Below are 25,546 nucleotides of genomic sequence, written 5' to 3'. Positions count from 1 at the left end.
CCCATCTCTTAATGTTCCTGCTTGTCGCGGCGAGCCTGGCGCTGTTCCCGGCGACTGCCATGGCCCAGCAATTATGCGCGGTTGATTTGAACGGCAATGGCGATGCGGCCGACGACGGCGAAACGGCGAGCTGTCACCTGACCGGTTCAGGCGGATGGATGTGTCCGATCGGCGAAACGCGCTGCGAGGCCGATCCGGCCGGGACGATGCACTGCCCACTCGGCGATCAATATGCGTGCGCCGTACCGGCAAGCGGCGGCGCGCCAAGCTGCTCGGCCAATGCCTGCATCGACACCAGCGCCAATCCCGTCGTCGAGCACCCGCCGGTCGATGATCCGGGAGTCGATGCGGATGGGGGCGTCGATGCCGAGGGCAATTGCCTTGGCACGATCGAGATCTTTTCCGGACGCGCCGCGCGCTGTCGCCCCGCGGGGCTCAGCACCACGTTCCAGAATTGCTGCAAGGACAAGGGCAAGATCGTCAAGGACGGCATGGGCGGCTCGATCTCGTCGATCTCGACCAAGATCGCGGTCGCCAAGGGCGTGTTTACCGGCATGAAAGCGGCTTACACGGCCTTCAAGGCCGGCGCGACGGCGAGCCAGGCCGCCAGTGCCGGTGCCAACGCAATCATCGTCGGCATCGATCCGACATCGATCGCGATCAGCCTGGCCGTCAATTTCATGATCGAGGTGCTGCTCCAGGGCTGCGACCAACAGGACATGGAAGTGGGCATGCTGCGCGGCTCGGGCATGTGCCATGAGGTGGGCAGCTATTGCTCCTCGAAGATCCTGGGTATCTGCGTGCAGAAGGCCCGGGGCCACTGCTGCTTCAACACCAAGCTTGGCCGTATCATTCAGGAACAGGGTCGGCCTCAACTCAAAGCCTTCAGTGCAATTGGCTGGGGTACACCCAAGGAACCCTATTGCCGGGGATTTACGCCAGAAGAATTCCAGGCGCTCGACTTCAGCAAAATGGACCTCTCCGAATATTATGCGGAAATCGAGGCACGCGCCCAATTCGAAATCCAGATCGATATGAAGGACAAGATCGATGCCCATATGCAGACGATCAGCAACTAGTCGCGCCCTGCTTTTGGCGGCTCTCACGCTCGACCCCGCATCGGTGCGTGCAAGTGAACCGCGGGCTGTAGCCGATCAGCCGACAAGCGAAAATGCGCGTGCGCGCATCCAGGACCAGGGCGAGGCAGCTATGGAGCGCGTGAAGCGGGCTGCCGCCAAGGCTAAGGCTTCAACGAAAGCTTCGCCCGTTCTGCCCTCAAAAGCCGAAGCTGGCGCGGAGCGACGCGCCTTCGAGGGTATCAACAGGCGCAAGCAGGACCCCGCCATGGCGAAACGGGTGGAGGCCGACGTCGCGGCAGCGCGCGAAGCACTGGCCATCGAGCGCGAGAAGGCCAGCCATCGTATTGCGCAGGCTCTGGGTCTGGAACAGCCCGAAGAGGCAGCGCTGGCAGGGGTCGTGACCACGGGCGGCACGAGACGCTGGGTTCCGGTGCTGTTTGTGTCGTCCTCCATGCCGGTCGAAACGCTGCGCACCTATGCAGGGCAGCTCGAGCGTGCCGGGGGTGTTATGGCCTTCCGGGGCATGCCGGGCGGGATGCGGCAGGTTGGCCCGATGGCGAAATTGTCGGCCGCCATTTTGCGGCACGACCCCGGCTGCGAAGGCCCGGCCTGCGCGATGCGCGACGTGCAGCTCATCGTCGATCCGCTGGTGTTCCGGCAGCATGGCGTCACCCAGGTGCCCGCGCTGGCAATGGTCCCCGGCGATCCGACCCTGCCCTATTGCGAGCGCGACGAGGCCAGTCCTCGCGCCGCGCATATCGTCCTGGGCGATGCCGCCCTTTCCGGATTGCTCGAGGAATATGGCCGCTTGGGCGGCAAAGAGGAGGTACGAGATGCTCTTGCTCAGTTGGCGGGCCGGTAACCGGCTCTGGCGCGAACTCAAGGATTTGCCGCTCCGGGCAGCCGTGGCGCTGGGCGCAAGCGGCCTGGGGCAGCCGGCGCGGCCTGCACAGCTTCTCAAAGCCTATGGGATCGTGCTGCCGATCGGTCTCTTCGCCTGGTGGGTGATGCCGCAGATCACCCTGGTCATGACGCCATCGATCGACGCCTGGGTGGTGCACCGTTCCCCTGGCGTTGTTGAGCGCGGCGATCTCGTATCATTCACGCTTTCCGACCCGGTGGCGGGCCCGGCCCCCGTCTCCGTCACCAAATATGCACTGTGCCTGCCCGGAGACCAGATCGTCATGGTCGAAAGGCCCGCCAGCCTGGGCGGGGGCCGGAATGGCTGGTATTATTGCAATGGCCAGTTGATGGGCATCAGCAAATCCGCCGCACGCAGCGGCAAGGCGCTTGACCATTGGCAGCCGGAAAGCGCGCGTATTCCCGAAGGGATGATCTTCGTCGGCTCGCGTCATCCTGACGGGTATGACAGCCGCTATTATGGCCCGGTGGCGATCGAGCGGCTCTCTCGCATGGAGAAACTGCTATGAAGCGCTTGTTCTCCATGGGTGCGGTCCTGCTCATGTCCGCCGGTCCCGCATGCGCCCAAGCGACATCTGCGCCCGCAACCGATCATGCGGCACGGGGTTATTGGTGGTACGAGACGCCCAAATCCGGCCCTGCGGAAGAGGCGGAAGATGACGCCGTTTCAAAGCCCCTCATCCCGCCAATGGTCGAGTTGGCCAAATGGTCGCCGCCCAGGATCGCGAAGCTCATCGTGGAGCAGCGCGACTATGCCGCTACCGTCCTGACGATCGATGCGGTCGCGGATTTCTGGCGTCTGCAGGACTTCGCCCGGCGCAAGGCCCGCGCCTTTGCCGGCGTCACCCAGCTGGCCATGCTCACCCATCCGCAGCTCAATGCCAGAGCGGCCAATCCGATGGTCGGGGAGGCGCGCGATGTATTGGGCGCGCAGAAGGATCAGGTCCGCCGGCAATATCTGCGTGCGCATCGAAACGAGTTCGCGCTCGTCATGTTCGCCCGCGCGTCCTGCGGCTACTGCAAGGTGCAATGGCCGATCGTCCAGCGGTTCCAGGATGACATGGGCTGGCAGGTAAGCCTGATGGACCTTGATCGCCGGCCTGAGATGGGACAGCGTTTCGGGGTCGAAGTGACGCCGACCACCATGGTCATCCGCCGGGGCAGTCCCCAGCGCATGGTGATCGCCGCGGGCGTCGAGACTTATCCCAATCTCGCGCAGATGGCCTATCAGGCAGTACGGCTGCTGAGCGGCGATATCCGGCCAGAGCAATGGCTGACCGGCGCGGGCGAGGAAGACGGGTTCTTCGACGCGCTGGCCAATGGTCCCGTCTCCTCGACCGATCCGCGCGTGATCGGCGGCGATCTCATCGATGCACGGGAGCCCAGGCCATGAGGCGACTGGTCCACATGCTGGTCTCCAGCCTCCTCCTGCTCGCGCCATCGGCATTGCTGCCGGCCACTGCCCTCGCGCAGCAGAAAGGCCGGGATGCCGCGCGGCGGGCCGCCATTCATCCGGTGTCGACAGTTGCGGACATGCGACTTTGGCTTTCGCGCGTGCCAGTGACGCGAGACTTTCCGCCCGATTTCGAACCCATGCTGCGCGGTCAGGTATCGCTCTATGTGATCGAAATGAGCACCGCGCCAGGTTGCCTGCCGTGCGGCGATCTATGGTCAAAGCTTCTGGCATTCCGTGGTCGCTACGGCTGGCAGGTCCGAACACTGGGGACGGAGGAAGCGGCGCTGCGCTCGGGGCGTCTTGGCCTTCCCTGGGTCGGCAACCCCGTCGCCTGGGTGCGACCGCTGGTCGATCCGGGTCGCATGGTACCGGTCGCAATCGGTACCGATCACGGCGCCAATATCGCGCGCAACACCTGGCTGGCCGCCCGGATGCTGTCCGGAACCCGGGCTGCCGTCGGCGTGCGCGCCATGTCGAAATTTACCGGAATTGTCGGCGTGAGGGTGCCGGTCTCTTCCCATCGGAGAATACGCTGATCGTGCGGGGGCTGTGTCGTCAACTTTTCCCATCAGGAAATCTGTCATGGTCCATAATGTACGCCGTCCTTTTCTTGCTCTCTGCCTGATTGCAGCTTCATGCGGCCAGGCGGTGCCTGCTCATGCCCAAAGCTGGGCCGAGAGCTGGTTCGATAATGTCACCTACACCTCACCGGGCAGCTTCGAGGATCAGACCCGCGGCTATGTGACCGCGGGCGGAATGTCGGGCCGTGTCGACGTCCATGACGACTATCTCATGAGCCTGACGTTGCCCAAGGTGAAAGCGGGCTGTGGCGGCATCGACATGTTCTTAGGGGGAATGTCGTTCCTCGACCCCGACTATCTCGTCCAGAAGCTGGAGACGATCCTGCAGGCCGCGCCGGCCGTCGCCTTCCAGTATCTTCTCGAAACGCTCGACGAGAAGATGGGGAATATAATCTCAAAAATGGAGGCGGCCACCAATTACCTGAACTCAATCCAGGTGAACGACTGCCGCCTTGCCAATCGCATGGTCCAGATCGCCAAAGGCGACGACAACATGTCAGGAATCGTCGAGGAGATGACCGGCTACAAGTCGATCCGCGAGGGCTATGCCAATAGCTGGCAGCAGAGCCGCGAGAAAATCCAGTCGAACAAGGGCAACCCAACGGAGGATCTCAAGGACGCACTCGCCAATTGCCCGGCAGAGGTCACGGACGTCTTCAAGACTGGCTCGCTGCTAGCGCATGCCGCCGCGCGGGTGGGTGCATCCGATTGGGCGGGCGTGATGCGGGCCCGCGTCGGCGATGTCTATATGCGCTGGGACGCCAACGACAAGGTGCCGATCTTTTCGGCTATTCCTGCATGTCCGCGCCAGGATACCGAAAGCGCCGATGACTTCCTGACGGGACGTGTTCCGACCCGCGCGCTCAACATCCCTGCGACTGGAGCGGATTGTTCGGTGAACGGTGCGGGGCGCGGCGCGCTCATTTTGGCGCGCGAGAGGATGGAGGCGATCTCCGTCAAGATCCGGACGCGCGCTGCGCTCACCATTGAGGAAAAGCAGTTCGTCGCCAATGTGCGGACCCTGCCGGTCTACCGCCTGCTGGAATGGGGCGTGCGGCAGGGCCTCACGGACAGCGTGATCGCCGATACCGACGAACTTGTCGCCCTCACCCTCGCTTATCAGATGCTCAATGATCTGACCCGCTCGATCGACTTCGCACTGCAGAATGCCGAGCGCGGCGCAACCACCGCGGGCGCCGCCGATGCCGAGAATAGCAACATCTGCCAGACCCGCATTCTGACCAAGGGCATCGAGCAGTTGCGGGAGTTGCGCGACGAGGTGCTTCGCCAACGTGCGCAGATGCGCCAGTCCTACATGGCCGCGATGAGCCAGGCGAACCTGTCGGCTAACTATGCCGGTGTTGTGCGCCAGCGCGACCGCGATGCCCGCGACGCCGCGGGCGCCAACGCCAATCGCAACCGGTGAGGCAAACCATGCGTCATCTTATCCGCCTGGCATGCGTCCTTCTGGGATGTCTGGGCGCCACACCCGCGCTGGCCATCGATGCCAGTTACCACACATGGGACGGGTTTTCCGAAACCGTCGACGCGTTCCACCTCGTAGCGATGATCTTCGGCGATCCGCGCTACGAGACGCTGGTCGTCATCATCGCGGTGGTCGGCATCGCATTTGGCGCTGTCATCGCCAGCATCAAGGGCTCCGGCATGGGCCTTGTCGCCTTCGGCTTCCAGATGCTGGTCGGCATCGGCCTGTTCGCCGGCATGATCGCCACCACCGGCACCGTCCACATCTATGACCGGGTGCGCAACGCCTATCAGCCGGTCGGCGATGTCCCCAACCTGATCGTGCTGGTCGCTGGCGTCACCAACCTCATGGAACGCGCACTTGCCGAAACCATCGACGACAACACGACCGATCCCAATGCCAAGCTGGAGTTTGGCGCAGGTGGACATGCATTCGACCTGTTCCTGAACGCGGTTAGCCCACGCAGCCCGATCGTGGACACGTTCCTCGACGCGAGCGTGAAGGATTATGTGCGCCAATGCTATCCGGTTGCGCGAGTCTCGCCGGCCTATGGGGTCGACGACGATCAGCTTTTCCGGACGTCGACCGACCTGCCCGCCTCGTTCGCGGCGATGGCCGGCCCCGCCACCTTCTCAACCGTGTTCACGGCGAGCGACAAGGCCGGGACGACGATGAACTGCGATGCGGCCTGGGGCTACATTGCCGACCGCCTGTCGGACGCGACATTGTTCGACGCCTACAGCGATCAGGTCTGCGCCCGCACCGGCTTCGATGTCACCCAGGCCACCCAGCGCGATCGCTGCCGCCAGCAGATCGATGCGCTGGGCGACATGATGCTGGGCCAGTCGATGAGCCGGCAGAAGTTCCTCACCAACGTCCTGCTCGGCCAGACCGTGGGCGACGTCCTCTTCGAGGATTCGCCGGCGGCGACCGCGCGAGTCATGGCGAACCGGGCCATCGAATCCAATGGCCTTGCCACGCTCTCGACTGCCAATGAATGGATGCCGACCATCCGCGCCTCAGTGTTCGCGATCATGCTCATGATGATGCCGATCGCACTCCTGTTCATCCTGACGCCGATTAACCTCAGGGTCGCCAGCTTCGCGCTCGGCCTCTTCGTGTTCGTTGCGCTGTGGGGTGTGATCGATGCGGGCATATACCAGCTGACCCTCGGCCGGGCGATGGACGTGCTCGCCGAACTGCGCGCGACCAGCGTCGCAGCCGATAGCTGGATCCTGGCACCGTCGGCCGCGATGAAGGCGCTGGCCATCTTTGGGTCGTTCCGCACCGCCGCTGCGGGCCTCGCCGGCGCCTTCGTGTTCACCGTGTTCCGCTTCTCGGGCAATATGTTCACCGCCTTCACCTCGGGCATGCTCGGTGTCCAGGGCCAGGGCAGCATGGCGGCCGCGACGGTGGGAACCAGCGAGGGCTACGCCTCGGCACTGGAAGCGCAGGCGTCGGCCAGTGGCACCACGGCGCGGCGAGCGACATCGTCCGGGTTCGGCGATTTTGGTGAACGCAGCAGCTTCGGTCTGGACCGCGCTTTTGCCTCTGCCGGATCGGTACTGGGCGAACATGGTGGTGGGGCAGCGGGAACGGCGGCCTTTGGCCTGGGTCGTACAGACGCCGCGCGGGAGCTGGGAAGCCTCTCCCCTGCCCTCGTCGGGCGGGATCTGAGCGATCCCGCGACTTCCCGCGCGATCCGCAGCAACGCCGCGACGTCTGCCATTCAAAATTTTGCCCAGGGCGATGCGCTGCGCAAGCTTGGCACCACCTACTTCGGGGAAGGCCAGACCGGCGAGCGTGCCTTTGCTGCCTTCGCGCAGAACATGGTGCAGTGGAAAGCGTTCGGGGACAGCCAAGCGTACGACATGATGCAGTCGGGTGCGCAGCGGCACTTCGAGCGCGGCGGTTATGAGGCGAAGGACGCCGCACTCAAGGCATCGACTGTGATCGGCCAGGCAAGCGCCGATCCAACCTTCGCCAAGCTGACCGCCAACGCCTTCGATCAGGAGCAGATGCTGCGTAATGACCTGACTGCCGCGCAGACCCAGGTCGGCGCGATGGAAGGCCGGCGCGACTATGCCGGTGACAGGATTGCCGCCGTCGAGCGGGGCAATGTCGCAACCGAGCAGGCGCACCGCACCGGCGGCAATCAGGGGCAACGGCAGGCTGCGGCCATGCTTGGCCTTTCGGTCACCGAAACCAGCCGACGCATCGGGTTCATCAATGCATTGTCGGGCGAAGCGCGTTCGACCGCCATTACGCAACTCTCGCGTTCGACCGGGCGCAATGAGGCGCAGGTGCTGCGGGCGCTGGAAAGCTACAATGCCGCTGTCCAGGTCGGTACCGCCGACGGAGCGAGCGCGGAAGCCGCCCGCGAGGGCACGAGTGTCTACGGCCGCACGCGTGAAGCGGCGGGTTACGACTTTGCCGAGCGGTCCGGGAAGCTCGATGCCCAGCGCGAGATTGGCCCGGATGGGGTACGCGGCAATGCCCATATTGGCGAGCAACGACGGCAGGCGGATAATGCAGGCTTTGCCGAGGGCGCAGCCGCCGCCGGTGTATCTGTCCGAGAGGCCGCACGCCTCGATTCCTTCATCCGCGCGCTCGCCGGCACCGCCGGAAACCAGGTCGATATGGCGGAAGGCGGCGCAGAAGGCGTCGCGGATCGCGCCCGCAATGAACGGCTGAGCGCGATCGTCGACAAGGAGCGTCTCACCCGTACCCAGGCGCTGCTCCGCACGCATGGGATCGAGATGTCGAAGCGCCAGATCGCCATGGATCAGAATGGCGACGTCGGCCTTAACCTGACACCCGAGCTCGCGGCACAGATGTGGCGGGGCGGGCTCATTAACGAGAGCCAGCTCGGCGCGATCGCCAATGGCGGGCATGCCCGGTTTAGCTTCGCGCACAATGATCTGCTCGTCTCCAGCAGCACTGGGTTCAGCCAGTCTGCGCGAAACGACACGAGTACGCGGTTCGAAGCCGGCAAACAGGCGGGCCCGGACACGATCGAGCATTTTCTGGGCAGCGGGGCGCAAGGCCAGACCGCCATGGCTAACTGGTTGCGCGGCGGGTTCGAGATGGATCGGCAGGGCAACTGGCGGTTGAAACCGCAGGTCGCCGATACGCTGGAGCGCGATGTCACTGCGATCATGGTGCAAACCGGGTGGCAAAGATCGCTTTCTCGAAATGCAGAACATCAGACGGGCGATACTCAGGGCTTTTCTGGCGACCTTACTGCTACCGCATCACGGGGGATTAGTTCAGGTGGGAAAGAGGGCGAAGAAAAAGGTGGCGCCAAAGGTAGTGCCGTCGGTTCGCTAACGGGCAAGTTGAGTGCGGACATAACGGATCGCGGAATCGCTTCAGTTTCGGCTCGCTCGTCGATCGACATCGTGAATTACGATGTTCGGGAGGCAATTGCCTCCGCAGAGAAAACGGCTGCCCGCTCCGGTCGCCCGGAGGAGACTTTTGCGAAACACTTGAGTGAGCAAGTGCTTGGCAATGACGGCTTGCGCAACCGCTATCTGAGGCAGGCGGATGCGGGCCGTGGCACAGTCGATGTAACGGGTCCGATCACATCGATGGAGCAGTCTTCGATCCTTAGTTCCGGACGACTGCTGTTCGATCGGGATAACGGAATGGCCGATGGCGATCCCAGCTTCAAGGAGCGGCGGGATCCATGATTTTAGTCCTGAATAACGCCGATATGTCGGAGATGTATGTCACCCGACCGAGCATCGGATGTATCTGTATAGGGATCAATCAATGGCCGTTGCGACGGCTGTCCCGGCGTTATCACCCATTCGCCGCATGCGACCTTGGCTTTGAGGAAGCTATATCCCAGAACCGCTACTACCGTGATCGGATTGAAGACAAAGATCAGCAGCACCATGACATTGACAAGGTAGATGTTCAGCCGGTCGTAGGGGATGGTGATCATAAGCTCGAGGCATATCCAGTAGAACAGCGTCAGAGCCCAGGTCAGTTTTGCATACCATGGACGCCAGAACCAGTCCGCAGCTCGCGGCGACGGCGGGGGCGCCTCCTTTGTCGTTTCGATGTGATCAACATCCTGCATTCGCAGAGCCCTTCCAGAGAAGAGAATAGCACAGCTTCGCTGGGCATGAAATCGGCCGACAATCAGTATGGTGGCCCGCCTTTACGGGGGAATCCATCCAGATCCCCTCCCCTTCGTTCTTTCCACCCTCACCCCGCCCCGATTTGCGGTCTGGGCTTGAAATGCGGGCGGGTTCAGCGACGGAACGCAAGCCCCGATAAGTAAGAAGCGGCGATCCTCGGATATGCTACCCCAGCTCTCGCCAAGAGCGGACGCAGCTATTCTGCGTCTTGCCAGGCTTCTGGTTCGCCAGATTGCGCGTGAACTCGACGAGGAGCAGAAGGAACGCGAAAAGCGCGCCCAGAAGCCGTCTGAAGCTTCAGACCCATTGTCTGAACCCGGCGAGCGGGATTGCAAGCACCTCCTTCCGATATGACTGGTGCGGCCATGCGAGCCAGGCCCCGCGTGCTCGTGAGTGTATGGATTGCACGACTTTGCGGTCACCACGGCCTATGAAACGCTCGGCATATCAGATTTTTGGACGAGGTCGCGGGAAAGGTGAAGACAGGAGATGCGGGTGGAAGTCTGGCAGGAATATGCCCGCTCCGCCTATAAAAGAGCCTCACTCCTCCATAGCCGAATGAGCTACGTCTCCCAGTTTCCCGTCAGATAAGCGGATAATCCGATCCGCCGAGGCAATCGTCTGTCGGCGGTGCGCGACCACTATTCGCGTCACGCCCAGCGCCGATATCGCCGCATTGACCAGGCGTTCCTTATCTTCGTCCAGATGCGACGTCCCTTCATCGACTACGAGAAGGCGAGGCTGTCTGTAGAGGGCACGGGCCAGTATCAGCCGCTGCTTCTGCCCGCCCGAAATCGCAGCGCCCATGTCGCCGACCAGCGTTTCATAGACCATGGGCATGGCTGCTATATCGTCATGCAACGCCGCAGCCTTGGCGGACGCGATAACCCGGTCCATGTCCGAAGCATTATCAAAAAGTGCAATATTCTCGGCGATCGATCCGGCGAATATTCCGTCATTCTGCAGGACTGCGCCGACTTGCGCCCGATAGCTTTTCAAGCCGAAGTCCGTGAGCCGGATACCATCGACGAATACGGCGCCTTCCGACGGTTCGATGAGGCCGAGAATGATCTTGATGAGCGTACTCTTGCCTTCGCCGGACGGCCCGGTGATTGCCACATGCTCTCCGGGTTCGATCACGAGGTCGACCCCGGACAGCACATAGGGATCGGTAGGCGCATATCGGAAAGCCACGCCGCGCAGTTCGATCCGGCCTGACAATGTCCTGGCCGATATCGCCTCACGATCGAATGCCTTGTCCTCGTCAGTGAGCATGATGTCGGCAAGGCGATCCACATGCAGCCTCAGCATCCTGAAGGCGATGGTCTGGTCCAGCAGGGAGGATGTGCGGCGCAGGAACTGGGTCTTGTAAGCCATATAGGCAAAGACCATGCCCAGACTGAAATCGGCAGACAGCACGAGCCCGATCGCAAGATAGATGGATATGACCGATTCAAGGGCATTCAGCGATGTGCCGACGGACTCCTGCCACACATTCACCCGGGCGACGGCCAGATTCGCCGTAACGGAATCGGCGAGCCGGCGCTGCCAATATTGCAGCCGATCGTCCTCTCCGCCGAGAACGCGCAAAGTCGTTATCCCCCTGAGCGTCTCCATCATTACCGATTGTTCCCGGCCAGCCATCGCGATGGCCGTCTCCTGGGCACGCTGCTTTGGGGCAAGGAATGCCATCTTGCCGATCAGAATCATCACCAGAAAGCCGATGGCCACCATCGACAATTGCAGGCTGTATGTAAGCATCACCACCAGACTGAGCGCGCCAAGGCATCCGTCGATGAAAGCACCGATACTGTTTTCCGTCAGGAATTGCCTGATCGGGGCGGTCGACTGGAGGCGCGACATCACATCGCCGATGTGCCGCCGCTCATACCAATCAATGGGCAATCGCAAGAGCTTGCGCGCGACATTGACGTAGAGCGTGTGGCCGACCGCGGCATTGGCGAAGGCGATCACCAGGGATCGTAGCAGCGAGGTCAGCACATTGGTGGCAGTCAACAGGGCAAAGCCGATCGCCAGTACAGTCATCAAATTCAGGCCCCGCGACGGCAGCACGACGTCGACCGCAAGCCGCAGGTAAAAAGGGGAGATCAAGGTGTAGAGTTCGAGGAATATGCTGAGGGTCAGTATCTGGAACAGCGATCTGCGTATTCCCGACGCGCCCTGTAGCAATTTGACCGGATCGAGGCGCCGCCGTGGCTGCGCCTGATCGAATTGCCTGACCTGCCGCAATTCCAGCGCGATGCCGGTAAAATGCCGGGACACCGCCTCTATAGGGAGCCAGTCGGACATCCCCTCGGGATCATGAATGAGGACCCTGTCGGCACGGATGCGCTCGACGACGACAAAGTGGTTCATGTTCCAATGCAGAATAGCCGGCAGGTGAATATGCGCCAGACCTTCCAGCGGGATGCTGATGGGTCTGGCGGAAAAGCCGATCGCCTCAGCCATGTGCATCAAATATTCCAGCGTGTTTCCACGGCTCGAGGCGCGAAAGCGGCGGCGCAGTTCGGCAAGACCAATCGGGTTGCCGTGATAATTGGCGATCATGGCCAACGCAGCGAGGGCACATTCGCCCGATTCCGTCTGGCGCACCATCTCGACGCGCGAGGAACGCCGACCCAAGATAGGGGAAATGAACATCACGGATTGCGCGGCAAGGGGGCAGGTGCCGGAGCGGCGCGGTCTTCAGGCTTAGCCATGCGCGGGCCGGCGACGGCTTCAAACCCAACATCGAACTGAACTAGAATGATCGCAGAGAGCCCGCCGATCTCGGCAAACAGGACGGCACCCAGCAGGACAATCCATGCCCAGGGCATCGCGGGAACCTTGGCCGCGCCATCCCGTGCCCGGCGCGCGCGGAACATTTCAGATCGGAACAGCGACGATGGGCCGTTGCCCTCCGCGCCAGCCTCGTGAAGGGGCGGCGGGGGCGCGGAAGCGCGCGGGGACATGTTCAGCGCGCTTCGGACACGTAATGCGATCCCACAAGATTATCCATCCTGGATATCCGGGAGGTTCGGTCGTGGTCGCGGTAGCGGGAATCCGCCTGTTTGCGGGCCAGCGCGCCGGCAGAGGACAGCAAATCCTTCAGTGTGAAAGTCACGTCCTTCTCGCTCCAGTCCTGCAGGGTCCCGTGAATGAGAAAATGGCAGAAGGCGTGGGCAATCTTGTCCCCGGGCGCGCAGTCCTCGACGAACAGGAATTGCCCGGCTTCGTTCACTTCCAAAAAGACATGCTCGCCAGCGGGCGTGACAATGAAGTCGAATGCGCCATAGGATATGCCTAGCGCCCGCATCAGATCCTGGCACTGGTCAAAGACTTCCGGCGGCAACCGATAATTGTCATTATTGTCTTTGAGAAGACGCTTTCCGCGCCAGTCGACAACCGACAAGGGGTCGCTCTGGGAATCGATCTTTATACCGAATTGCCGACCGCCGAAGATGATCACCCGCGCTTCAAACGCCTTCTCGACATAGGGCTGGTAGATGGCCGGGTGCAAGGACAGCGCATCGGCCGGTAACGAGGCGACCGGCGGCATGATCGAGGTATAGGCAAAGGCCAGGCTATCCTCGCCTTGCCACATCTGCGGAATGAGAGGCTTGCAGATAATTCGCCCGCCATGCCCGTCTTGGAAGCTGCGGATTGCTTCAACGTCGTTGGACTGCAATGTTGCGGGTACCGACAGGCCGACTATGCGCGCCTGCCAGAGCTGCAGCACCTTGCTTTCCGCCGCCAGCTTTCCCCAATATCCGTTGACCATGACACCGGGCCGCTGGGCCGCAAGACGATCCAGAAAGGCGAAAAGCGACGCGCGATAGGCGGTCATTATGTTGGAGACATAGGCCTTGTCGCTTTCCTGAACGTCCAGCAACTTTACCGACGAGCCACCTATGCGCCGCAGCCAGACCCGATCATAAGGGATATCTTCATCAAGGAGCGCGGCGCCATCGACATAGAATGTCGCCTTATCGCCCAATGAAATCGTATGGGTTTCGTGAACAGGCATCATGCCGAAGCGGAAGATGCTCGGCGTTGCGCCCATCATCTCGAGGCCCGTCGCGATGAGATGGGCGTGCTCATCGTTGAGCTTGGTCACAATCAGAATGCGTTTGTCCATCGCTTGCACCTCGCTCGTCAATCCAGTGATGTCATTGTCTGCGATAGGGCGCTGATGCTGCCCGACAGCGCGTCAGCGTCATCGACATGCTCCTGAAGCGAAATCGCAAATTCGACTATGGGGTGCACACCATCCAGATAAGCCTCCCAGTCGCCGATTTGAGACAATCTGCGCAGAAGCCCCAGCTTGAGATAGGATGCGCTGTAGAAGCTCGGTCCAAGCGGCAGAAAAGGGGCGTCGACCTGGTCCCGGCGGCGCAGCGAAGCGTGAAACAACGATCGCGCGACACGGCCGTTGCCATCATCGAGCGGGTGATAGAGGACGAATGTGGCGTGGGTCAGCACTGCCTCCTGCACGGGGGTAAGGCCCTCACAGCTATGAATGACCTCAATCGCCTCAGGCCAGGAGGGAATGTCGTCCAATCGCGCATATCGCATTGGCGCAAGGCCACAAATCGCCGGCTTGTCGACGCCCGCGCTTCGCATCTTCCTGCTGGTGCCGGTCAGCAACGCGGCTGCCCGCTCGATCCAGCGCCGGTCGATCTGCCAAGCGGAGAACCGCTGCCAATTGGTATATACAATCGGTTCGATGCCAGGTCTGACCAGAAACCGATCGAACTGCGGCGCTTCGAAACCGGCGGGAACGGAAAAATCGAGCGAGCCTGGAACGCGCAGCCCGGCCCGCAACAGCAATGCGCATTTCGCTTCGTTGCCGAAGCAGCGCCAGGGGGAATGCCTGTATTGTTCGTTGAGCCGGACGATCCGGTCTTCGAGGGACCGCCAATCGAGCGCATGTCTATTTCGGTATCGGAAGCCGGGTGCAACAGGCGACCAGATTTTTCTATCTTCCGTGTCCCCTGTTGCTGGGCTTGGCATCGTCACTGGCAATATAATCTTCAACTTCAGTCGCAGCTGACATCCCAGCTTCCATCGTCGTCACATCGATCCGACGTATCCCAGGGCGAACCGCCGGCGGTATCGCAATAAGTGGGCTCGGTGGTGACCTCGGTATTGCCCTCACCGCAGGTTTGGCCACCAGAGACCATTTTTATTTCGGAGATCGTTAATTCTCGGGCAAGCAGTGAATGAATCGATCGAACAGAACCGGACATAAACAGCTCCTGTCTTGCGAGTAGCCACTGGTGTGGCACAGGAAGGATATTTATTTTTGCAAGTGCAAGTCAAACAGATTCACCGTGCAAGCAGTATTGAATAATGATTACCTTCCAGGTAACCTTCGTTCCGTCTGAAAAGACTGCATTGTCATCAAACTTTATACAGGCATGAAATGCTCCGGCATCCCTTTGTCTCCTTTTCAGGGAGTGGCGCTTTGATGCGCTGGAAAAGGCGGTGCGAGTCGTGCATACTCCAACTCTATCAACCTTGAGCGCGCGTAGCGCTGGATCGCGAGGCTTAATGCATGCCGATCGGACGTTGGCCTTGCCTGAGCATCGCCGCATTGCTCGCGCAGTCGTTGTTGGTTACAGCACCAGCACTCGGCTCTCAGGCAGATGATGTCGCCCGCGCCCCGGTCGGCGGGAAGGCCGACCCCGATATTGTTGTCACGGCGCAAAAGCACGCGCAGAAGCGTAGCGGGTGGAAACGGGCCGAAACCGATCATGTCGTCATCTTCAGCGACGGAAGCGAACCCGAACTAGTCCGAATCGCGGGCAATGTCGAGCGGCTGCACGCGCTGATGACGCGGCTCTACGGCGCCGCCGGACAGCAAGATGGTGCGCCGAAGCTCGAAATCACCCTGTTCGGTTCGCGCGGCGATCTGGACGAATTGGGCCTGCGAAACATCCGCGCGCATGAAGGTCCTTACGCCAGGAGCTTCGCGGACCAGCGCTACTACGACCCTCGTCCGGACGGCGCGGTGCTGGCGATTGCCCGCAGCGACCAACTTGTCGATCTCAACACCAGTCTTGCTCATGATCGTTTCTGCGAGGATTTGGCCGCCCAAGGAACGGACTGCATAGGAAAACGAGAGCCCTATCTTCCTCCGGTGGTAAGGCCCTGGGAATCTGTCGTCTACTCTGCCGTTGCGCAGCACTTCATCCTCTCGAATGTTCCGGCTCCCTATCCCCGCTGGTATCTTGATGGGATAGGCGCGCTGTTTTCGACGATCGAGGTCAGAAAAGACGGTTCGCTCGATTATGCCAAGCCGCCCGAACTCTCTCGCCAGGTCTTCCGTTCCTACGGCGATGTGAACGCCCGGGACGTACTGACTGGCGGCTATCTTGACGCGCGATCGCGCCGGATGACCTGGACCCCTTACCATGCCTGGCTGATCACGCATTTCTTCGTATTTTCTAATCCCAAGCCGGTGGTCCGGGCGCAATTCGCCCAGTATATGACCGCGATTGCGCAGGGCGCTTCCCTGGCTGAAGCCGCCCGGGTCTTCAAAGACCCCGGAAGACTCAATCGAGATATCATGGGTTACGCTTCGAGAGCGAAGGCGTATGCGACCGCTGCCCCATCCGTTGTACAGGGAGCGCCGTTAGTGACCATGCTTTCGCCGGTCAAGGTCACCGCCGTCAAGGCGAAGCTCCGGCTCGGCAATCTGCCATCGCCCGATGCTTCTGGTAGTTTGCCGGAAATCGGTGACTCTCGATCTGCCGCGCTCACCTGGATATCCGCGGTGCGGGCGGAAGCGAGCAAGTCGCCCTTTAATGTCGGCGCGATGCTGGTGGCTACGGAAGCGGAGTGTCGCGCCGCCCTAGCTCGCGAATGCCGGGACGATGCCGAACGCATTCTCGCCCAGGACCCCGGAAACGTCCGGGCGCTGGCGTGGAAAGGCATTGCTCAGACAGGCGAGGCCCTAGCTGGCCCTGCCGCTGACCGCGAAAGCGCTCTGGTCGCAGCGCGCGAGACGATCGGGCGCGCGCTTCAATCCGATCCTCGCGATCCTGTCACTGCGATCGCCAATTTTCAAAGCTACGCAAGAGCTGGCGCGAAAGTACCGGATAGCGCGCTGGCGATCCTCGCCAAAGTCGCCGCAGCGGTTCCGGGAGCACCTACACCCCGGGTACTCCTGGGCAGCGAGTTGGTTCGCCAGGGCAAGTCCGATCTTGCTCGCAAACTTCTGGGGCCGGTGCTCTACGGTCCATATGACTCGCCCGAAAAGAAGGCGGCGCAGGCCATGCTATCGGCCTCGGCCTCTACTGTCGGAATGTCCACCCGTGCCGGCGGATAGGCGCATGACCTAAGCACCCCGCGCGTCATGGCCCACCTATGCGCTGGCCGCGTCGACTATGGTTGAATGACCCTGTTGCAGCAAAAAACGGCCTCGCCGCAGGCGGCGCCTTGACTTTCTTGACGACACGGATCCCTCGCTCGTCGCAGCCGAAAAAATATCAGCGGCCGGCCACGATGTGGGCGTGGAGGCTCCAGCAATGATGCTGGCAGGCCGAAAACGCCCTTGCTGTTTTGAAATGCGAGTCGTCCAGAGAATATCTGGGCATCGGAATGCCCTCACGCAAAGTCTTTTCCTGGCGTGCTTGCCCATGCCTGCCGACCCGGCGGCAAGCACCATCCACACCAAAGTTGATGTTGCCAGACATGGCTTTTAGCGCGTGGGATTGACCGATAACAGCGTCATACGTTGCAACGCATGGCAGCCTGATCAACCCGGCATAGCCGGAGATCGACGTGGCCGCGCCCTCGATACTACACCACGCAATGGGGCACGGTCCCGTCAGCCACCATTGATTTTGTAGATACGATGTCTCGCCGGAAGGTTGCAGGACTGATATTATGCCAGGCGCAATGAATTTTGGAAATGGTTGTCCAGGATGTCACAGACCAAACCGAGATTAATCGCACCAACAACAGATGCATCCATGCTGGCGCTCGAAGCTTGGCATGTTATTTCTTCCCGCACACGCAACTGCCTGGGCCAGTTGGACAAACCGACCGACCTCGCATCAACCGTAGCGGGGGTTCCTATCGAAAAGATGCAGCTGAGCCATTTGTCTCGTTGCGAACGGGCGGGCATCTTGCGTCTGCCCAATCTTGGCCGGGTCTGCTACTGCGAGATCGCCTCCGTCATGGATCGCTATGGTTGGCGGTTTCACGATCAATGGACCGGTAAACCGGAACCACCGGCACTCGACCTTTTGGGACCTGCGCTCCCCCGTCATCTGCACATGATCGCTCAGGCTGCTGCCAAACGATCGGAAAGATTTGCAATCGGCGAGACGATGCTGCGGCTTAACGATGAGGAAGGCCTGAGCGGAGCGGAAATCGGCAAGCATTTTGGAGTCACAGGCGCAGCAGTCCATGCGAACATCCAGAAAACCCGGCGCATCCTGGATTTGCGGGCCCGCCTACCGCTGCCACCAAGTCCCGCAGTGTCGTGAGGCATTGCACAAAAGCAACTCGAGAAGCGCGTCACCTCAATGAGCGCCACCAGGCATCAAGTGGCTATGCAACGGAACCCGATAATTCTCAGATCGCTTCATGCGGTCCTCGACATGCCCCTCAAGGTTGTCGCGCTTCAGCCAGGCTTGGCAGCACCGACATAGCGAATGGCATCCTGTACCGTATCGATCTTCTCGGCATCCGCATCGGGTATCGTAATGCCGAACTCATCTTCGAGCGCCATCACCAGTTCCACGACATCAAGGCTGTCGCCACCGAGGTCATCTAGAAAACTGGCCTCGGGCGTCACCTTGTCGGGGTAGACCCCCATATGCTCGATCACGATTTTGATAACACGTTCGGCGATGTCGCTCATATGGCCTCCTGAGTATGATGTCCGATGTCGGCGGGCCATTTTATGGCTGGCCCCGCAGCATGTAGCGCCAATGTCTCAGGATCAGCGCTTGCGCACAAATTCGGCGCGCAGCACCAGACCCTTGATGCCATCATATCGACAATCAATCTCCTGCGGGTCGCCGGTCAGGCGGATCGATTTGATGACCGTACCGCGTTTCAACGTCTGATTGGCGCCCTTCACGGTCAGATCCTTGACAAGAGTAACGCTGTCTCCATCCACCAGCGGGTTGCCGACGGCGTCGCGCACCTGGACGTCGACATTTTCCGCCTTCCGGTGAGCCATATCCGCAGCGCTCAGCCACTCGCCGCTCACCTCATCATAGACGTAATCTTCGCCTTCTTTCATCATTCGCTCTCACTCATTTCTCTCATGGTGGCGGAGGAGGCGACTTCCCTCAGGCGCACACCCCGCCCCCTGCCCTGACTGAGTGCATCGTCGCTGATCAGCTCGATGCCCCCTTGCTCCAAAGCTGAAATCACTCTGACGAGAGTATCCACGACACAGCGCACCTGTCCGTCTGAGGCTTCCATCCGCTGGATCGTCGGCACGGAAACACCTGCCAGCGCGGCCAATTCCTTCTGGTCGATCCCGAGCAGGGCGCGCGCCGCCCGCATCTGCTGTGACGTAATCATGCACCCTTATGATGTGTGAGATATCAGAGTTCAACCTTACGATTTGACAATATATATGCTACGGGTGTTTGTCGGTTCAGAGGTGGCGTTAAACATAAAAAGCGATTCAAGTGGGTGCGTCGGTGCAAAGGCTTTTGGCAGCAACACGGCTGTAGGCAGGAAGGCCGTCCACTTGGTTCCTCAAGCGTTGGCCCAGTGGCCGCGCGCCGATCTCGCCCCCGCCGATCCATTGCAACGCGAGCAGGCTGAAGATTCGGGGTTGGCGATGATGATGGTGTGCCTCGGAGCCCTGGATCGGACCTATGACGAGGTGACAGCATGAAACTGCGACAGCATGTGAAGGAATTTCTCCTGCTTCAGAATATGATGCTGAAGGATTTCGTTCGGCAGGGCCTGGCCAACCAGTCGCTCGCCACAGAAGACGCGGCGCGATTGAGCCAGGTGGAAGCCCTGAACATTCAGGAAATGGCCAGGTGGGACAGGGATCTGTCAGCTGCGCACAATGGCATGGCGCCCCCGCAAGAGGGCAATGGATGAACCGATACGATCGTAAGATTTGGGGATTGGCGGCGTGCTTCGCCGCGCTTGCAGGATATGTCGATGCAGTGGGCTTTCTCTATCTCGGCGGTTTCTTCGTCTCGTTCATGAGCGGTAATTCCACGCGCCTTGCCGTCGGCTTGAGCACGCATTTGTCGGATGCGGCGACCGCAGCCGGATTGATCGCATCGTTCGTGATCGGGGTCATGCTCGGTTCGCTCTGTGGCCGGGTCATCCAGCACTCCAGGCACAGCGTGCTCATGTATCTGATCGCAGCCCTGCTCATGATCTCGGCGATCCTCGCTATCATCGATGCCAACTGGGCAGCGGCCGCCGCCCTAGCCATGGCGATGGGAGCGGAAAATGCGCTATTTGAGCGCGATGGCGAGGTGCAGATCGGTCTTACCTATATGACCGGGACGCTGGTTAAATTCGGGCAGCGCTTGCTCTCCGCACTGATGGGGGGCGATCGCCTTGGATGGCTGCCCTATCTGCTGCTCTGGGTTGGCTTGGTGACGGGCGCCGTGCTGGGTGCCGTGAGCTACCGCATGGTTGGAAATTCTGCGATCTGGGCCGCTGCTGGCGCGGCATTCCTGCTGGGCTCCTGGCTTCATCATCGACGCGTCCCGCTTGCGGCTTCGATGGCGCAGGCCCGCAAATGACCGATGGGCCATCCCGCTCGGCAGACATCGATCTCGATTTGCTCCATGACTTGGTCTTCGGCTTGCGCCTCGAACGTCCCGAGCCCGGCTCAACTCTTCAAGGTCGATACCACAGCGCCACGGATATCCCGGTTACGCTTGATGCTCCATTCGGCCCGGCCGGACCAATGTTGTTCAGATTTGGTGATATGCTTTCACTTCTGTTCGGCTGGTCCACCATTCAGAGCGCCATGCGTATCAGCGATCCGGATCACCTCCTGTTCGACTATACGCGCGTGATGATGGGCTTCAGGCTGTTCAGACCCAAGCCCAAACGTATAGAGATGATCGGACTCGGGGGTGGATCGCTGGCCAAGGCCTGTTACCGCTGCTTGCCGGACTGCGATATCACGGTTGTCGAGATGATCCGGAGGTTATCGCCTTGCGGGAGAAATTCCAAATCCCGCCGGACGACCGTCGGTTTCGCGTGATATGTGCCGATGGCGTCGATTATCTGGCCACGGCAGCGACCCAACCCGACGTTCTCCTCATTGATGGATTCGACAGCAGAGGGCTGCCTCAGGCCCTGAGCGAACTCGTTTGATCCTCACCACGTCGGGCACTCCAATCATGCCGCCCGCTTCATGGATACTACCTGGACTCCGCAGCATCCGGATGCCCTTTGCGTCGGCATGCAGATAGCAAGGGCTACTTAGAATGCCTTGCTCAGCGGAACTGCATCGGCCGGCAAGCGGGCAGCGTAGCCCGGGATTAGCCAGGCGACATCATGCACAATAGGCGCCTGCCCCATATCGCGGCGGCACGCGCGGTTGCGAATATGCTCATAGGCCATCAGTTGCTTGTTCCAATGCCGCTTGGAGACATATTCGAGCGCCGGCCAGAAGCCGGTCATTGAATCGTGCAATTTGGCGTCGGGCTTTGCCTCGGAATAACCGCCGCCATTCTTGCCCAAGATCGTCGTGACCCGCTCGAGATCGACCAGCAGTCCCTCGGATTGCGCTTCGGTGATCATCCATTCTAGCGGATATTTCGACATGCCGCTCTGGGCCTCGGGATAGCCACCGCCGACATCGCAGTGATCGCCCGGAAACCAGACTTGCCGCAGATCCTGGCCGGGTGCGGCATCGAACAAATTGGTGCGGAAAAATGCCCGGCGTTCGTCGATCGCGACTGCGTGCCGAACATTCGCGATCGCATCGTTGGCGCGCGTGTACGGGAAAGAGACAGGATTGCTAATCCAGCCGACCGAACTGACTGTGTCCCAGACTCCGATGAAATGGATCGAGCAATCCCCGGTCGTAAGACTCGCCTTAAACTGCTCGGCCTTTCGCATGGTCTCATCGAAATGGCCTTCCCCATCCTTGACGGGCCACATCATCCGAACCGCATAAGGGACTAGCGCTTCATTGCCCGACATCGCCATTCCATAGAGCCGGATCAGCGATGCGAGGGCGCGCACCGTATAGGCGCCGCGACTAAAGCCGAACAGAAACAGCCTATCGCCCGGCCGCCAATTGTTCATGACGTAGCTATAGGCGTCGCGAAGATCGTCCTTCAGCCCGTAGCCCAGCGCCAGCCCGGCGGTACGCGCGCCCCAGGAGCCCACCCGGGTCGTAAACCCCGGCGCTGCCATAGTACCCAGCCCAGGATGGTAATAGACCAGTTGCCGCGCCGGATCTTTGATGAGCGCCTCGGTCAGCTTGGCAACATTTGTGGCGTCCTTGGAAGGCTGGTTGGACGTTCCGTCGCAGCAGACGATGATATTGCGTGCCATGCTACCTCAGATCGATCGTGATCAGCTGACAAAGATCGGCAGGCTTCAAATCCTGGGTGTTGTGCAGCGTGCTTTCGGCCTTGAGTTCTTTGACAAGCGGCCCGCGCGGCACTTCGGTGGGAGCACCGTCCTTACCGCCATGTTTGCCGGCCATAGTCGACATAATCGATTGCAGCCGGTCCGGTTTGCCCGCCTCGCCGCGCTTTTTGAAGCGCTCCCACATACGCTTCGGCGTTGCATTGAGGCTACCATGATGGCCGACCTTGTAGAGATCGACGTCATCGAGCAGCGGCGCCATCGCACTTTGCAGTGCGTAGCTCCAATCTTCGAGCTGGGCGTCGCCGGGAAATAGCAGCTTTTTGCTGCCCGCCTCGAACAACAGGATCACGCTGGTGTTGTTCATCACCGAATCCAGCGCGGTGACAATCCCCAGCATCTGATCGGCCTCGGCCGCATTAACCCGTCCTGCGACCCAGCGCATTTCGGTCGGTAACCGTGATGCGCGGAAGGTGTCGCGGCTCTTTAGCTTGGGAAACAACATGCTCTTCTTGTCCGCCGCGACGGTATCGGTCGCTGAAAGCGCAGCCAGGCCGCTTGCCCGAAACCAGTAATCGTCCGACCGCTTCGCATAGGCCTTGATCGACGCCGACTGGTTTAGGGTCGGCGGTCCCAGCACGTGTACCTTCACACCAGGCAAAATATCGGAAAGGTCGAGATCGCAGCCGTGGAAGACGTAGAGGTTATTCTTCCCGTCCTCCCCCGCCATCGTCATCAGGTTCTTCACCGCCGAGACATTGGAGATATTGTCCTCACCGATGAAGCGGAGCCGATCGGCAAGCGGCCAGCGCGGATCGAAACCGCCTTCGCGATCCAGCCGGTCAACCACCGATTGCGCAACTGCCTGCATCGCCGCCAGCGACTGGGTCCGGTCGGCAAAGGCTTTCGCGGTACTCACGTCCGGCGGCCCGGCCCACCCCTCCGGCGCTTCGGGTGCTTCCGTCCAGGGCTGGATGACACGCTTGGGGCTCAGGCCACGAATGACATCGCCCGACCCTTTGCCGTTCGTCTTGGTGGCAAAGCCGCTGATATGGTCTTTATGCCGGTGCGTCGCGACGACGATGTCGAGCGCCCCGCCGCACTGCCGAGCGATATCGGCAGCGACCGCGTCCAATGTCACCTCGGTCTTGTCCGGCATGCCAGTGCTGCCGAAGTCAATGAGGATATGCCGTGCCGCCAGATTGTCCGAAGGATCGTAGCGGAAGCTCAGCAGGAAACAGTCGCCAAAGCCCATTTGATAGGCGCGAATTTCTGCGGTGATGGGTGCCGGCATCGTCTTCACCCTTCCATGCGTGCAAGATGGAGGTTCGCGAACCGGGTACGCGCATCGTCGCGCCGGCTTCGCAGCTGGCCGGTATCCCGCAGATATTCGAGCCGTTGGCGCTGACGTCTCCCATCGAGGAGGCGGTTGGCGATATGATATTTGACCCGGCCATATTGGTCGAACACGACCACACCGCCGCCGAGCAGATCGACGCTGGAGGTTGTCGTGAACCCTTCCGGCAGTGGCTTGATCTTACATATGCCGATAAGCTCTGCGCCGAAGAAATGGCCGAGTTGGACATATTGGCAGATCGTCTCGCGGAACGGGATACCGTCAGGGTCGATGCGCAGCGACGAGTCGATCGAGATCACCTCGGTATAGCCCCGCTCAGTGATCTCGAGCGCTTCCCGGTTTTCCCAGAGAAACCGGAAGCACTCGTTGCGATCGCGGGTCAGCGCCTCGGCGTTGCTCCTTGAATATTGCAGCGTCTCGGCAGCGGCGAAGCGCGGCCAGCAGCCCTCCCCATCGGTCTCCTTGGGCGGCGAGACAATTCCGTAGCTGGCAAAGGCTTTGCGGATCAGGGCGCGATAACCAAAGCGGCTATCGTCGGGAACCAGCTCCCGATCGGCGGTAAGCAGCCCGGCCAGGAACTGACCGAAATCCAGATCGGTCGGCGGGCAGTAATCAATGGCGCGGATCGCCATCTGCAAGAGCTGCGCCGCTGCCTTGGCGCCTTCGTCCACGACTGCAGAGAGGTTATAGTCGCCATTTTCGAATGTGCCCAGGTGCGCGATCCGCGTTGTCCACAGTTCCACAAAGGCACTCGTCATTGCAGCTACGACAATCTCGCCGCGATTGTGGGGCTCGGCCATATCGGGGTCGTCGAGGATATCGGCACGCGGCGGCAGTTCGACCGACTGGCGAAGCGATTGCCGCCCACCGCCGGTCCCCATGCCGATCTCCGCGCCAATACCCAATAAGATCGAAGTACGGATGGCCTCGATAGTGAGCTTGTCCGCTGCGATCAGCACCATCGGCTCGCCACTTCCCGGCATCTTGCCGCTAAACCCGAGCCCCGCGGCAACCACTTCCGGCAGCGAGAAGATTGAGAGGATCGCGACGATATCGGCGAACCCCTCGTGGAACGCGGCCTGATCCGGTCCTGAAGGTTCGGTATAACGCGTGCGCAGCCCATCGAGCACAGCATGGGTGGTTTCATGTGCGACGATGTCGTGGCTGAGCGAGGTGAAGATTGGCTTGCCTTCAGCATCGAAGAAGTAGCCAAACATCAGCGAGCGGTCAGGTTCGGAATAGAACGCGTTGGCGAGCGCGAAGGCGTGCGGGGCGATATGAAGCTGATGGCCGCCGGACGACCAATTCACCCGCCGCCCAAGCCCCCGCTCGAACAGACCGAGCGTCCGCATCGCGATCGCATAGCAATTCTGCGCATGGAAATTTGGATCGGCGAGCGCCTTGGCCTGATATTTCGGATCAAGCAGCCCCTCGCCTTCCACCGGTGCGAAAGGATCGAGCAGCGTATCGCCGTCTTGATAGCTTTGGCGTGCGGCATAGGCACGTCGCTCGGTGGCGTTATAGTCGACGACCTTGATCCGGTATCCGGTCGGACCAGGCCCCAAAATCTCCGCCGGAACATCGACCTGCGCGAAGAGCATAGCGCCATCTGGACCCACTCGCAGCCCCGGATCCTTGGCGACGATAGTAAGCTTTCGCACTGGCTGCAATTCGGTCATATCGCTGATCCCCCGAACGAATCCAAGAATAGCAGGATCGCCGCCACTTTGCGCTCTGCAATTCTTCCAGATCGACGACAGTTTAGATAAATCAGCGAGTGAGCAATGTCGCGCCGTACCCTGCGAAAACGTCGGATAATTTAATGGCTGCTGCGGCGCAGGCGCGCTGCGGTGATCGCGGTCGTAGTCTCCCCACGATACCGATCCATTACCGTCGTTCAGCCTTGAATTTTCGACATCCAAGTGCGGACCGGCCGCTTTCCGACATTACCGACAGGTAG

At 60.8% G+C, this 25,546-nt stretch carries 25 protein-coding genes; 13 read left to right on the top strand and 12 right to left on the bottom strand.

Going from position 1 to position 25,546, the window contains the following annotated elements:
- Nucleotides 1–11 precede the first annotated feature (11 nt).
- Genes traN through WA070_RS14600 form a run of 7 tightly spaced genes read left to right on the top strand, consistent with a single transcriptional unit; the run spans nucleotide 12 to nucleotide 9,215 of the window.
- Nucleotides 12–1,079 carry a conjugal transfer protein TraN gene (gene traN, locus WA070_RS14630; protein WP_422634664.1) on the top strand — a complete coding sequence of 356 codons (1,068 nt, stop codon included), beginning with the start codon at nucleotides 12–14 and terminating at the stop codon, nucleotides 1,077–1,079.
- Nucleotides 1,051–1,941, top strand: coding sequence for a type-F conjugative transfer system pilin assembly protein TrbC (locus tag WA070_RS14625; RefSeq protein WP_422634663.1), 891 nt, complete (start codon nucleotides 1,051–1,053; stop codon nucleotides 1,939–1,941). The genes traN and WA070_RS14625 overlap by 29 nt, the downstream gene beginning before the upstream one ends.
- Nucleotides 1,913–2,509 carry a S26 family signal peptidase gene (locus tag WA070_RS14620; RefSeq protein WP_422634662.1) on the top strand — a complete coding sequence of 199 codons (597 nt, stop codon included), beginning with the start codon at nucleotides 1,913–1,915 and terminating at the stop codon, nucleotides 2,507–2,509. The genes WA070_RS14625 and WA070_RS14620 overlap by 29 nt, the downstream gene beginning before the upstream one ends.
- Nucleotides 2,506–3,393, top strand: a complete 888-nt coding sequence (locus WA070_RS14615) for a conjugal transfer protein TraF (RefSeq protein WP_422634661.1) — start codon at nucleotides 2,506–2,508, stop codon at nucleotides 3,391–3,393. The genes WA070_RS14620 and WA070_RS14615 overlap by 4 nt, the downstream gene beginning before the upstream one ends.
- Nucleotides 3,390–3,992: a hypothetical protein gene (locus tag WA070_RS14610; protein ID WP_422634660.1), complete on the top strand. Its 603-nt coding sequence runs from the start codon at nucleotides 3,390–3,392 to the stop codon at nucleotides 3,990–3,992. Before WA070_RS14615 ends, WA070_RS14610 begins: the two co-directional genes overlap by 4 nt.
- Before the next feature lie 46 nt (nucleotides 3,993–4,038).
- Nucleotides 4,039–5,463 carry a conjugal transfer protein TraH gene (locus WA070_RS14605; RefSeq protein ID WP_422634659.1) on the top strand — a complete coding sequence of 475 codons (1,425 nt, stop codon included), beginning with the start codon at nucleotides 4,039–4,041 and terminating at the stop codon, nucleotides 5,461–5,463.
- 8 nt (nucleotides 5,464–5,471) lie between these two features.
- Nucleotides 5,472–9,215 carry a conjugal transfer protein TraG N-terminal domain-containing protein gene (locus tag WA070_RS14600; RefSeq protein WP_422634658.1) on the top strand — a complete coding sequence of 1,248 codons (3,744 nt, stop codon included), beginning with the start codon at nucleotides 5,472–5,474 and terminating at the stop codon, nucleotides 9,213–9,215.
- Nucleotides 9,216–9,217: 2 nt separating this feature from the next.
- Here the strand turns inward: WA070_RS14600 and WA070_RS14595 are convergent, their stop codons facing one another.
- The 6 genes from WA070_RS14595 to WA070_RS14570 all read right to left on the bottom strand — a co-directional run bounded on the left by WA070_RS14595 (nucleotide 9,218) and on the right by WA070_RS14570 (nucleotide 14,920).
- Complete coding sequence (locus WA070_RS14595) at nucleotides 9,218–9,610, bottom strand: hypothetical protein (RefSeq protein ID WP_422634657.1); 393 nt, start codon at nucleotides 9,608–9,610, stop codon at nucleotides 9,218–9,220.
- A gap of 601 nt (nucleotides 9,611–10,211) precedes the next feature.
- Nucleotides 10,212–12,314 (bottom strand): peptidase domain-containing ABC transporter, encoded by a 2,103-nt coding sequence (locus tag WA070_RS14590; RefSeq protein WP_422634656.1) that lies wholly within the window; start codon nucleotides 12,312–12,314, stop codon nucleotides 10,212–10,214.
- Nucleotides 12,315–12,331: 17 nt separating this feature from the next.
- Entirely contained in the window at nucleotides 12,332–12,643 is a 312-nt protein-coding gene (locus WA070_RS14585) for a hypothetical protein (RefSeq protein ID WP_422634655.1), read from the bottom strand.
- 2 nt (nucleotides 12,644–12,645) lie between these two features.
- Nucleotides 12,646–13,818 (bottom strand): hypothetical protein, encoded by a 1,173-nt coding sequence (locus WA070_RS14580; RefSeq protein ID WP_422634654.1) that lies wholly within the window; start codon nucleotides 13,816–13,818, stop codon nucleotides 12,646–12,648.
- Nucleotides 13,819–13,826: 8 nt separating this feature from the next.
- Nucleotides 13,827–14,501 carry a Fic family protein gene (locus WA070_RS14575; protein WP_422634653.1) on the bottom strand — a complete coding sequence of 225 codons (675 nt, stop codon included), beginning with the start codon at nucleotides 14,499–14,501 and terminating at the stop codon, nucleotides 13,827–13,829.
- Between the two features lie 209 nt (nucleotides 14,502–14,710).
- Complete coding sequence (locus WA070_RS14570) at nucleotides 14,711–14,920, bottom strand: hypothetical protein (RefSeq protein ID WP_140419279.1); 210 nt, start codon at nucleotides 14,918–14,920, stop codon at nucleotides 14,711–14,713.
- Between the two features lie 308 nt (nucleotides 14,921–15,228).
- Between WA070_RS14570 and WA070_RS14565 the strand changes: the two genes are divergently transcribed.
- Nucleotides 15,229–17,004 (top strand): hypothetical protein, encoded by a 1,776-nt coding sequence (locus WA070_RS14565; RefSeq protein ID WP_422634652.1) that lies wholly within the window; start codon nucleotides 15,229–15,231, stop codon nucleotides 17,002–17,004.
- Between the two features lie 598 nt (nucleotides 17,005–17,602).
- Nucleotides 17,603–18,169 (top strand): hypothetical protein, encoded by a 567-nt coding sequence (locus WA070_RS14560; protein ID WP_422634651.1) that lies wholly within the window; start codon nucleotides 17,603–17,605, stop codon nucleotides 18,167–18,169.
- A 137-nt stretch (nucleotides 18,170–18,306) separates the two neighbouring features.
- Here WA070_RS14560 and WA070_RS14555 read toward each other — a convergent pair whose 3' ends face one another.
- From WA070_RS14555 to WA070_RS14545, 3 genes are all read right to left on the bottom strand, one after another.
- Nucleotides 18,307–18,546 (bottom strand): acyl carrier protein, encoded by a 240-nt coding sequence (locus tag WA070_RS14555; RefSeq protein WP_066768168.1) that lies wholly within the window; start codon nucleotides 18,544–18,546, stop codon nucleotides 18,307–18,309.
- An 81-nt stretch (nucleotides 18,547–18,627) separates the two neighbouring features.
- Nucleotides 18,628–18,933, bottom strand: coding sequence for an alkylphosphonate utilization protein (locus tag WA070_RS14550; RefSeq protein ID WP_066768176.1), 306 nt, complete (start codon nucleotides 18,931–18,933; stop codon nucleotides 18,628–18,630).
- Nucleotides 18,933–19,220 carry a helix-turn-helix domain-containing protein gene (locus WA070_RS14545; protein WP_066768166.1) on the bottom strand — a complete coding sequence of 96 codons (288 nt, stop codon included), beginning with the start codon at nucleotides 19,218–19,220 and terminating at the stop codon, nucleotides 18,933–18,935. The genes WA070_RS14550 and WA070_RS14545 overlap by 1 nt, the downstream gene beginning before the upstream one ends.
- A 55-nt stretch (nucleotides 19,221–19,275) precedes the next feature.
- Here WA070_RS14545 and WA070_RS14540 point away from each other — a divergent pair, with 55 nt between their 5' ends.
- From WA070_RS14540 to WA070_RS14525, 4 genes are read left to right on the top strand one after another with little or no spacing between them, the layout of a single operon-like run.
- Nucleotides 19,276–19,542 carry a hypothetical protein gene (locus WA070_RS14540; protein WP_422634650.1) on the top strand — a complete coding sequence of 89 codons (267 nt, stop codon included), beginning with the start codon at nucleotides 19,276–19,278 and terminating at the stop codon, nucleotides 19,540–19,542.
- The gene (locus WA070_RS14535; protein WP_422634649.1) at nucleotides 19,539–19,757 is read left to right on the top strand and encodes a hypothetical protein; all 219 of its coding nucleotides are present in this window, start codon (nucleotides 19,539–19,541) and stop codon (nucleotides 19,755–19,757) included. The genes WA070_RS14540 and WA070_RS14535 overlap by 4 nt, the downstream gene beginning before the upstream one ends.
- Nucleotides 19,754–20,419 carry a YoaK family protein gene (locus tag WA070_RS14530; protein WP_422634648.1) on the top strand — a complete coding sequence of 222 codons (666 nt, stop codon included), beginning with the start codon at nucleotides 19,754–19,756 and terminating at the stop codon, nucleotides 20,417–20,419. Before WA070_RS14535 ends, WA070_RS14530 begins: the two co-directional genes overlap by 4 nt.
- The gene (locus WA070_RS14525; RefSeq protein WP_422634647.1) at nucleotides 20,416–20,889 is read left to right on the top strand and encodes a hypothetical protein; all 474 of its coding nucleotides are present in this window, start codon (nucleotides 20,416–20,418) and stop codon (nucleotides 20,887–20,889) included. The genes WA070_RS14530 and WA070_RS14525 overlap by 4 nt, the downstream gene beginning before the upstream one ends.
- A gap of 221 nt (nucleotides 20,890–21,110) precedes the next feature.
- Here the strand turns inward: WA070_RS14525 and WA070_RS14520 are convergent, their stop codons facing one another.
- Genes WA070_RS14520 through WA070_RS14510 form a run of 3 tightly spaced genes read right to left on the bottom strand, consistent with a single transcriptional unit; the run spans nucleotide 21,111 to nucleotide 25,265 of the window.
- Nucleotides 21,111–22,193, bottom strand: coding sequence for a DUF2235 domain-containing protein (locus tag WA070_RS14520; RefSeq protein WP_422634646.1), 1,083 nt, complete (start codon nucleotides 22,191–22,193; stop codon nucleotides 21,111–21,113).
- 1 nt (nucleotide 22,194) lies between these two features.
- Nucleotides 22,195–23,484 (bottom strand): hypothetical protein, encoded by a 1,290-nt coding sequence (locus WA070_RS14515; RefSeq protein WP_422634645.1) that lies wholly within the window; start codon nucleotides 23,482–23,484, stop codon nucleotides 22,195–22,197.
- 44 nt (nucleotides 23,485–23,528) lie between these two features.
- Complete coding sequence (locus WA070_RS14510; protein ID WP_422634644.1) at nucleotides 23,529–25,265, bottom strand: hypothetical protein; 1,737 nt, start codon at nucleotides 25,263–25,265, stop codon at nucleotides 23,529–23,531.
- Nucleotides 25,266–25,546: the final 281 nt, after the last annotated feature.

The sequence above is a fragment of the Sphingobium sp. genome (assembly GCF_049304695.1).
GTDB lineage: Bacteria > Pseudomonadota > Alphaproteobacteria > Sphingomonadales > Sphingomonadaceae > Sphingobium.
This window is presented reverse-complemented; position numbering and strand designations above follow the sequence as displayed.

Excerpts from the sequence above, each read along its gene's own strand:
- traN (WP_422634664.1), top strand. The coding sequence starts at position 12 with ATGTTCCTGCTTGTCGCGGCGAGCCTGGCGCTGTTCCCGGCGACTGCC.
- WA070_RS14625 (WP_422634663.1), top strand. The coding sequence starts at position 1,051 with ATGCCCATATGCAGACGATCAGCAACTAGTCGCGCCCTGCTTTTGGCG.
- WA070_RS14620 (WP_422634662.1), top strand. The coding sequence starts at position 1,913 with ATGCTCTTGCTCAGTTGGCGGGCCGGTAACCGGCTCTGGCGCGAACTC.
- WA070_RS14615 (WP_422634661.1), top strand. The coding sequence starts at position 2,506 with ATGAAGCGCTTGTTCTCCATGGGTGCGGTCCTGCTCATGTCCGCCGGT.
- WA070_RS14610 (WP_422634660.1), top strand. The coding sequence starts at position 3,390 with ATGAGGCGACTGGTCCACATGCTGGTCTCCAGCCTCCTCCTGCTCGCG.
- WA070_RS14605 (WP_422634659.1), top strand. The coding sequence starts at position 4,039 with ATGGTCCATAATGTACGCCGTCCTTTTCTTGCTCTCTGCCTGATTGCA.
- WA070_RS14600 (WP_422634658.1), top strand. The coding sequence starts at position 5,472 with ATGCGTCATCTTATCCGCCTGGCATGCGTCCTTCTGGGATGTCTGGGC.
- WA070_RS14595 (WP_422634657.1), bottom strand. The coding sequence starts at position 9,610 with ATGCAGGATGTTGATCACATCGAAACGACAAAGGAGGCGCCCCCGCCG.
- WA070_RS14585 (WP_422634655.1), bottom strand. The coding sequence starts at position 12,643 with ATGTCCCCGCGCGCTTCCGCGCCCCCGCCGCCCCTTCACGAGGCTGGC.
- WA070_RS14570 (WP_140419279.1), bottom strand. The coding sequence starts at position 14,920 with ATGTCCGGTTCTGTTCGATCGATTCATTCACTGCTTGCCCGAGAATTA.
- WA070_RS14565 (WP_422634652.1), top strand. The coding sequence starts at position 15,229 with ATGCCGATCGGACGTTGGCCTTGCCTGAGCATCGCCGCATTGCTCGCG.
- WA070_RS14560 (WP_422634651.1), top strand. The coding sequence starts at position 17,603 with ATGTCACAGACCAAACCGAGATTAATCGCACCAACAACAGATGCATCC.
- WA070_RS14555 (WP_066768168.1), bottom strand. The coding sequence starts at position 18,546 with ATGAGCGACATCGCCGAACGTGTTATCAAAATCGTGATCGAGCATATG.
- WA070_RS14550 (WP_066768176.1), bottom strand. The coding sequence starts at position 18,933 with ATGAAAGAAGGCGAAGATTACGTCTATGATGAGGTGAGCGGCGAGTGG.
- WA070_RS14545 (WP_066768166.1), bottom strand. The coding sequence starts at position 19,220 with ATGATTACGTCACAGCAGATGCGGGCGGCGCGCGCCCTGCTCGGGATC.
- WA070_RS14540 (WP_422634650.1), top strand. The coding sequence starts at position 19,276 with ATGCTACGGGTGTTTGTCGGTTCAGAGGTGGCGTTAAACATAAAAAGC.
- WA070_RS14535 (WP_422634649.1), top strand. The coding sequence starts at position 19,539 with ATGAAACTGCGACAGCATGTGAAGGAATTTCTCCTGCTTCAGAATATG.
- WA070_RS14530 (WP_422634648.1), top strand. The coding sequence starts at position 19,754 with ATGAACCGATACGATCGTAAGATTTGGGGATTGGCGGCGTGCTTCGCC.
- WA070_RS14525 (WP_422634647.1), top strand. The coding sequence starts at position 20,416 with ATGACCGATGGGCCATCCCGCTCGGCAGACATCGATCTCGATTTGCTC.
- WA070_RS14520 (WP_422634646.1), bottom strand. The coding sequence starts at position 22,193 with ATGGCACGCAATATCATCGTCTGCTGCGACGGAACGTCCAACCAGCCT.
- WA070_RS14515 (WP_422634645.1), bottom strand. The coding sequence starts at position 23,484 with ATGGGCTTTGGCGACTGTTTCCTGCTGAGCTTCCGCTACGATCCTTCG.
- WA070_RS14510 (WP_422634644.1), bottom strand. The coding sequence starts at position 25,265 with ATGACCGAATTGCAGCCAGTGCGAAAGCTTACTATCGTCGCCAAGGAT.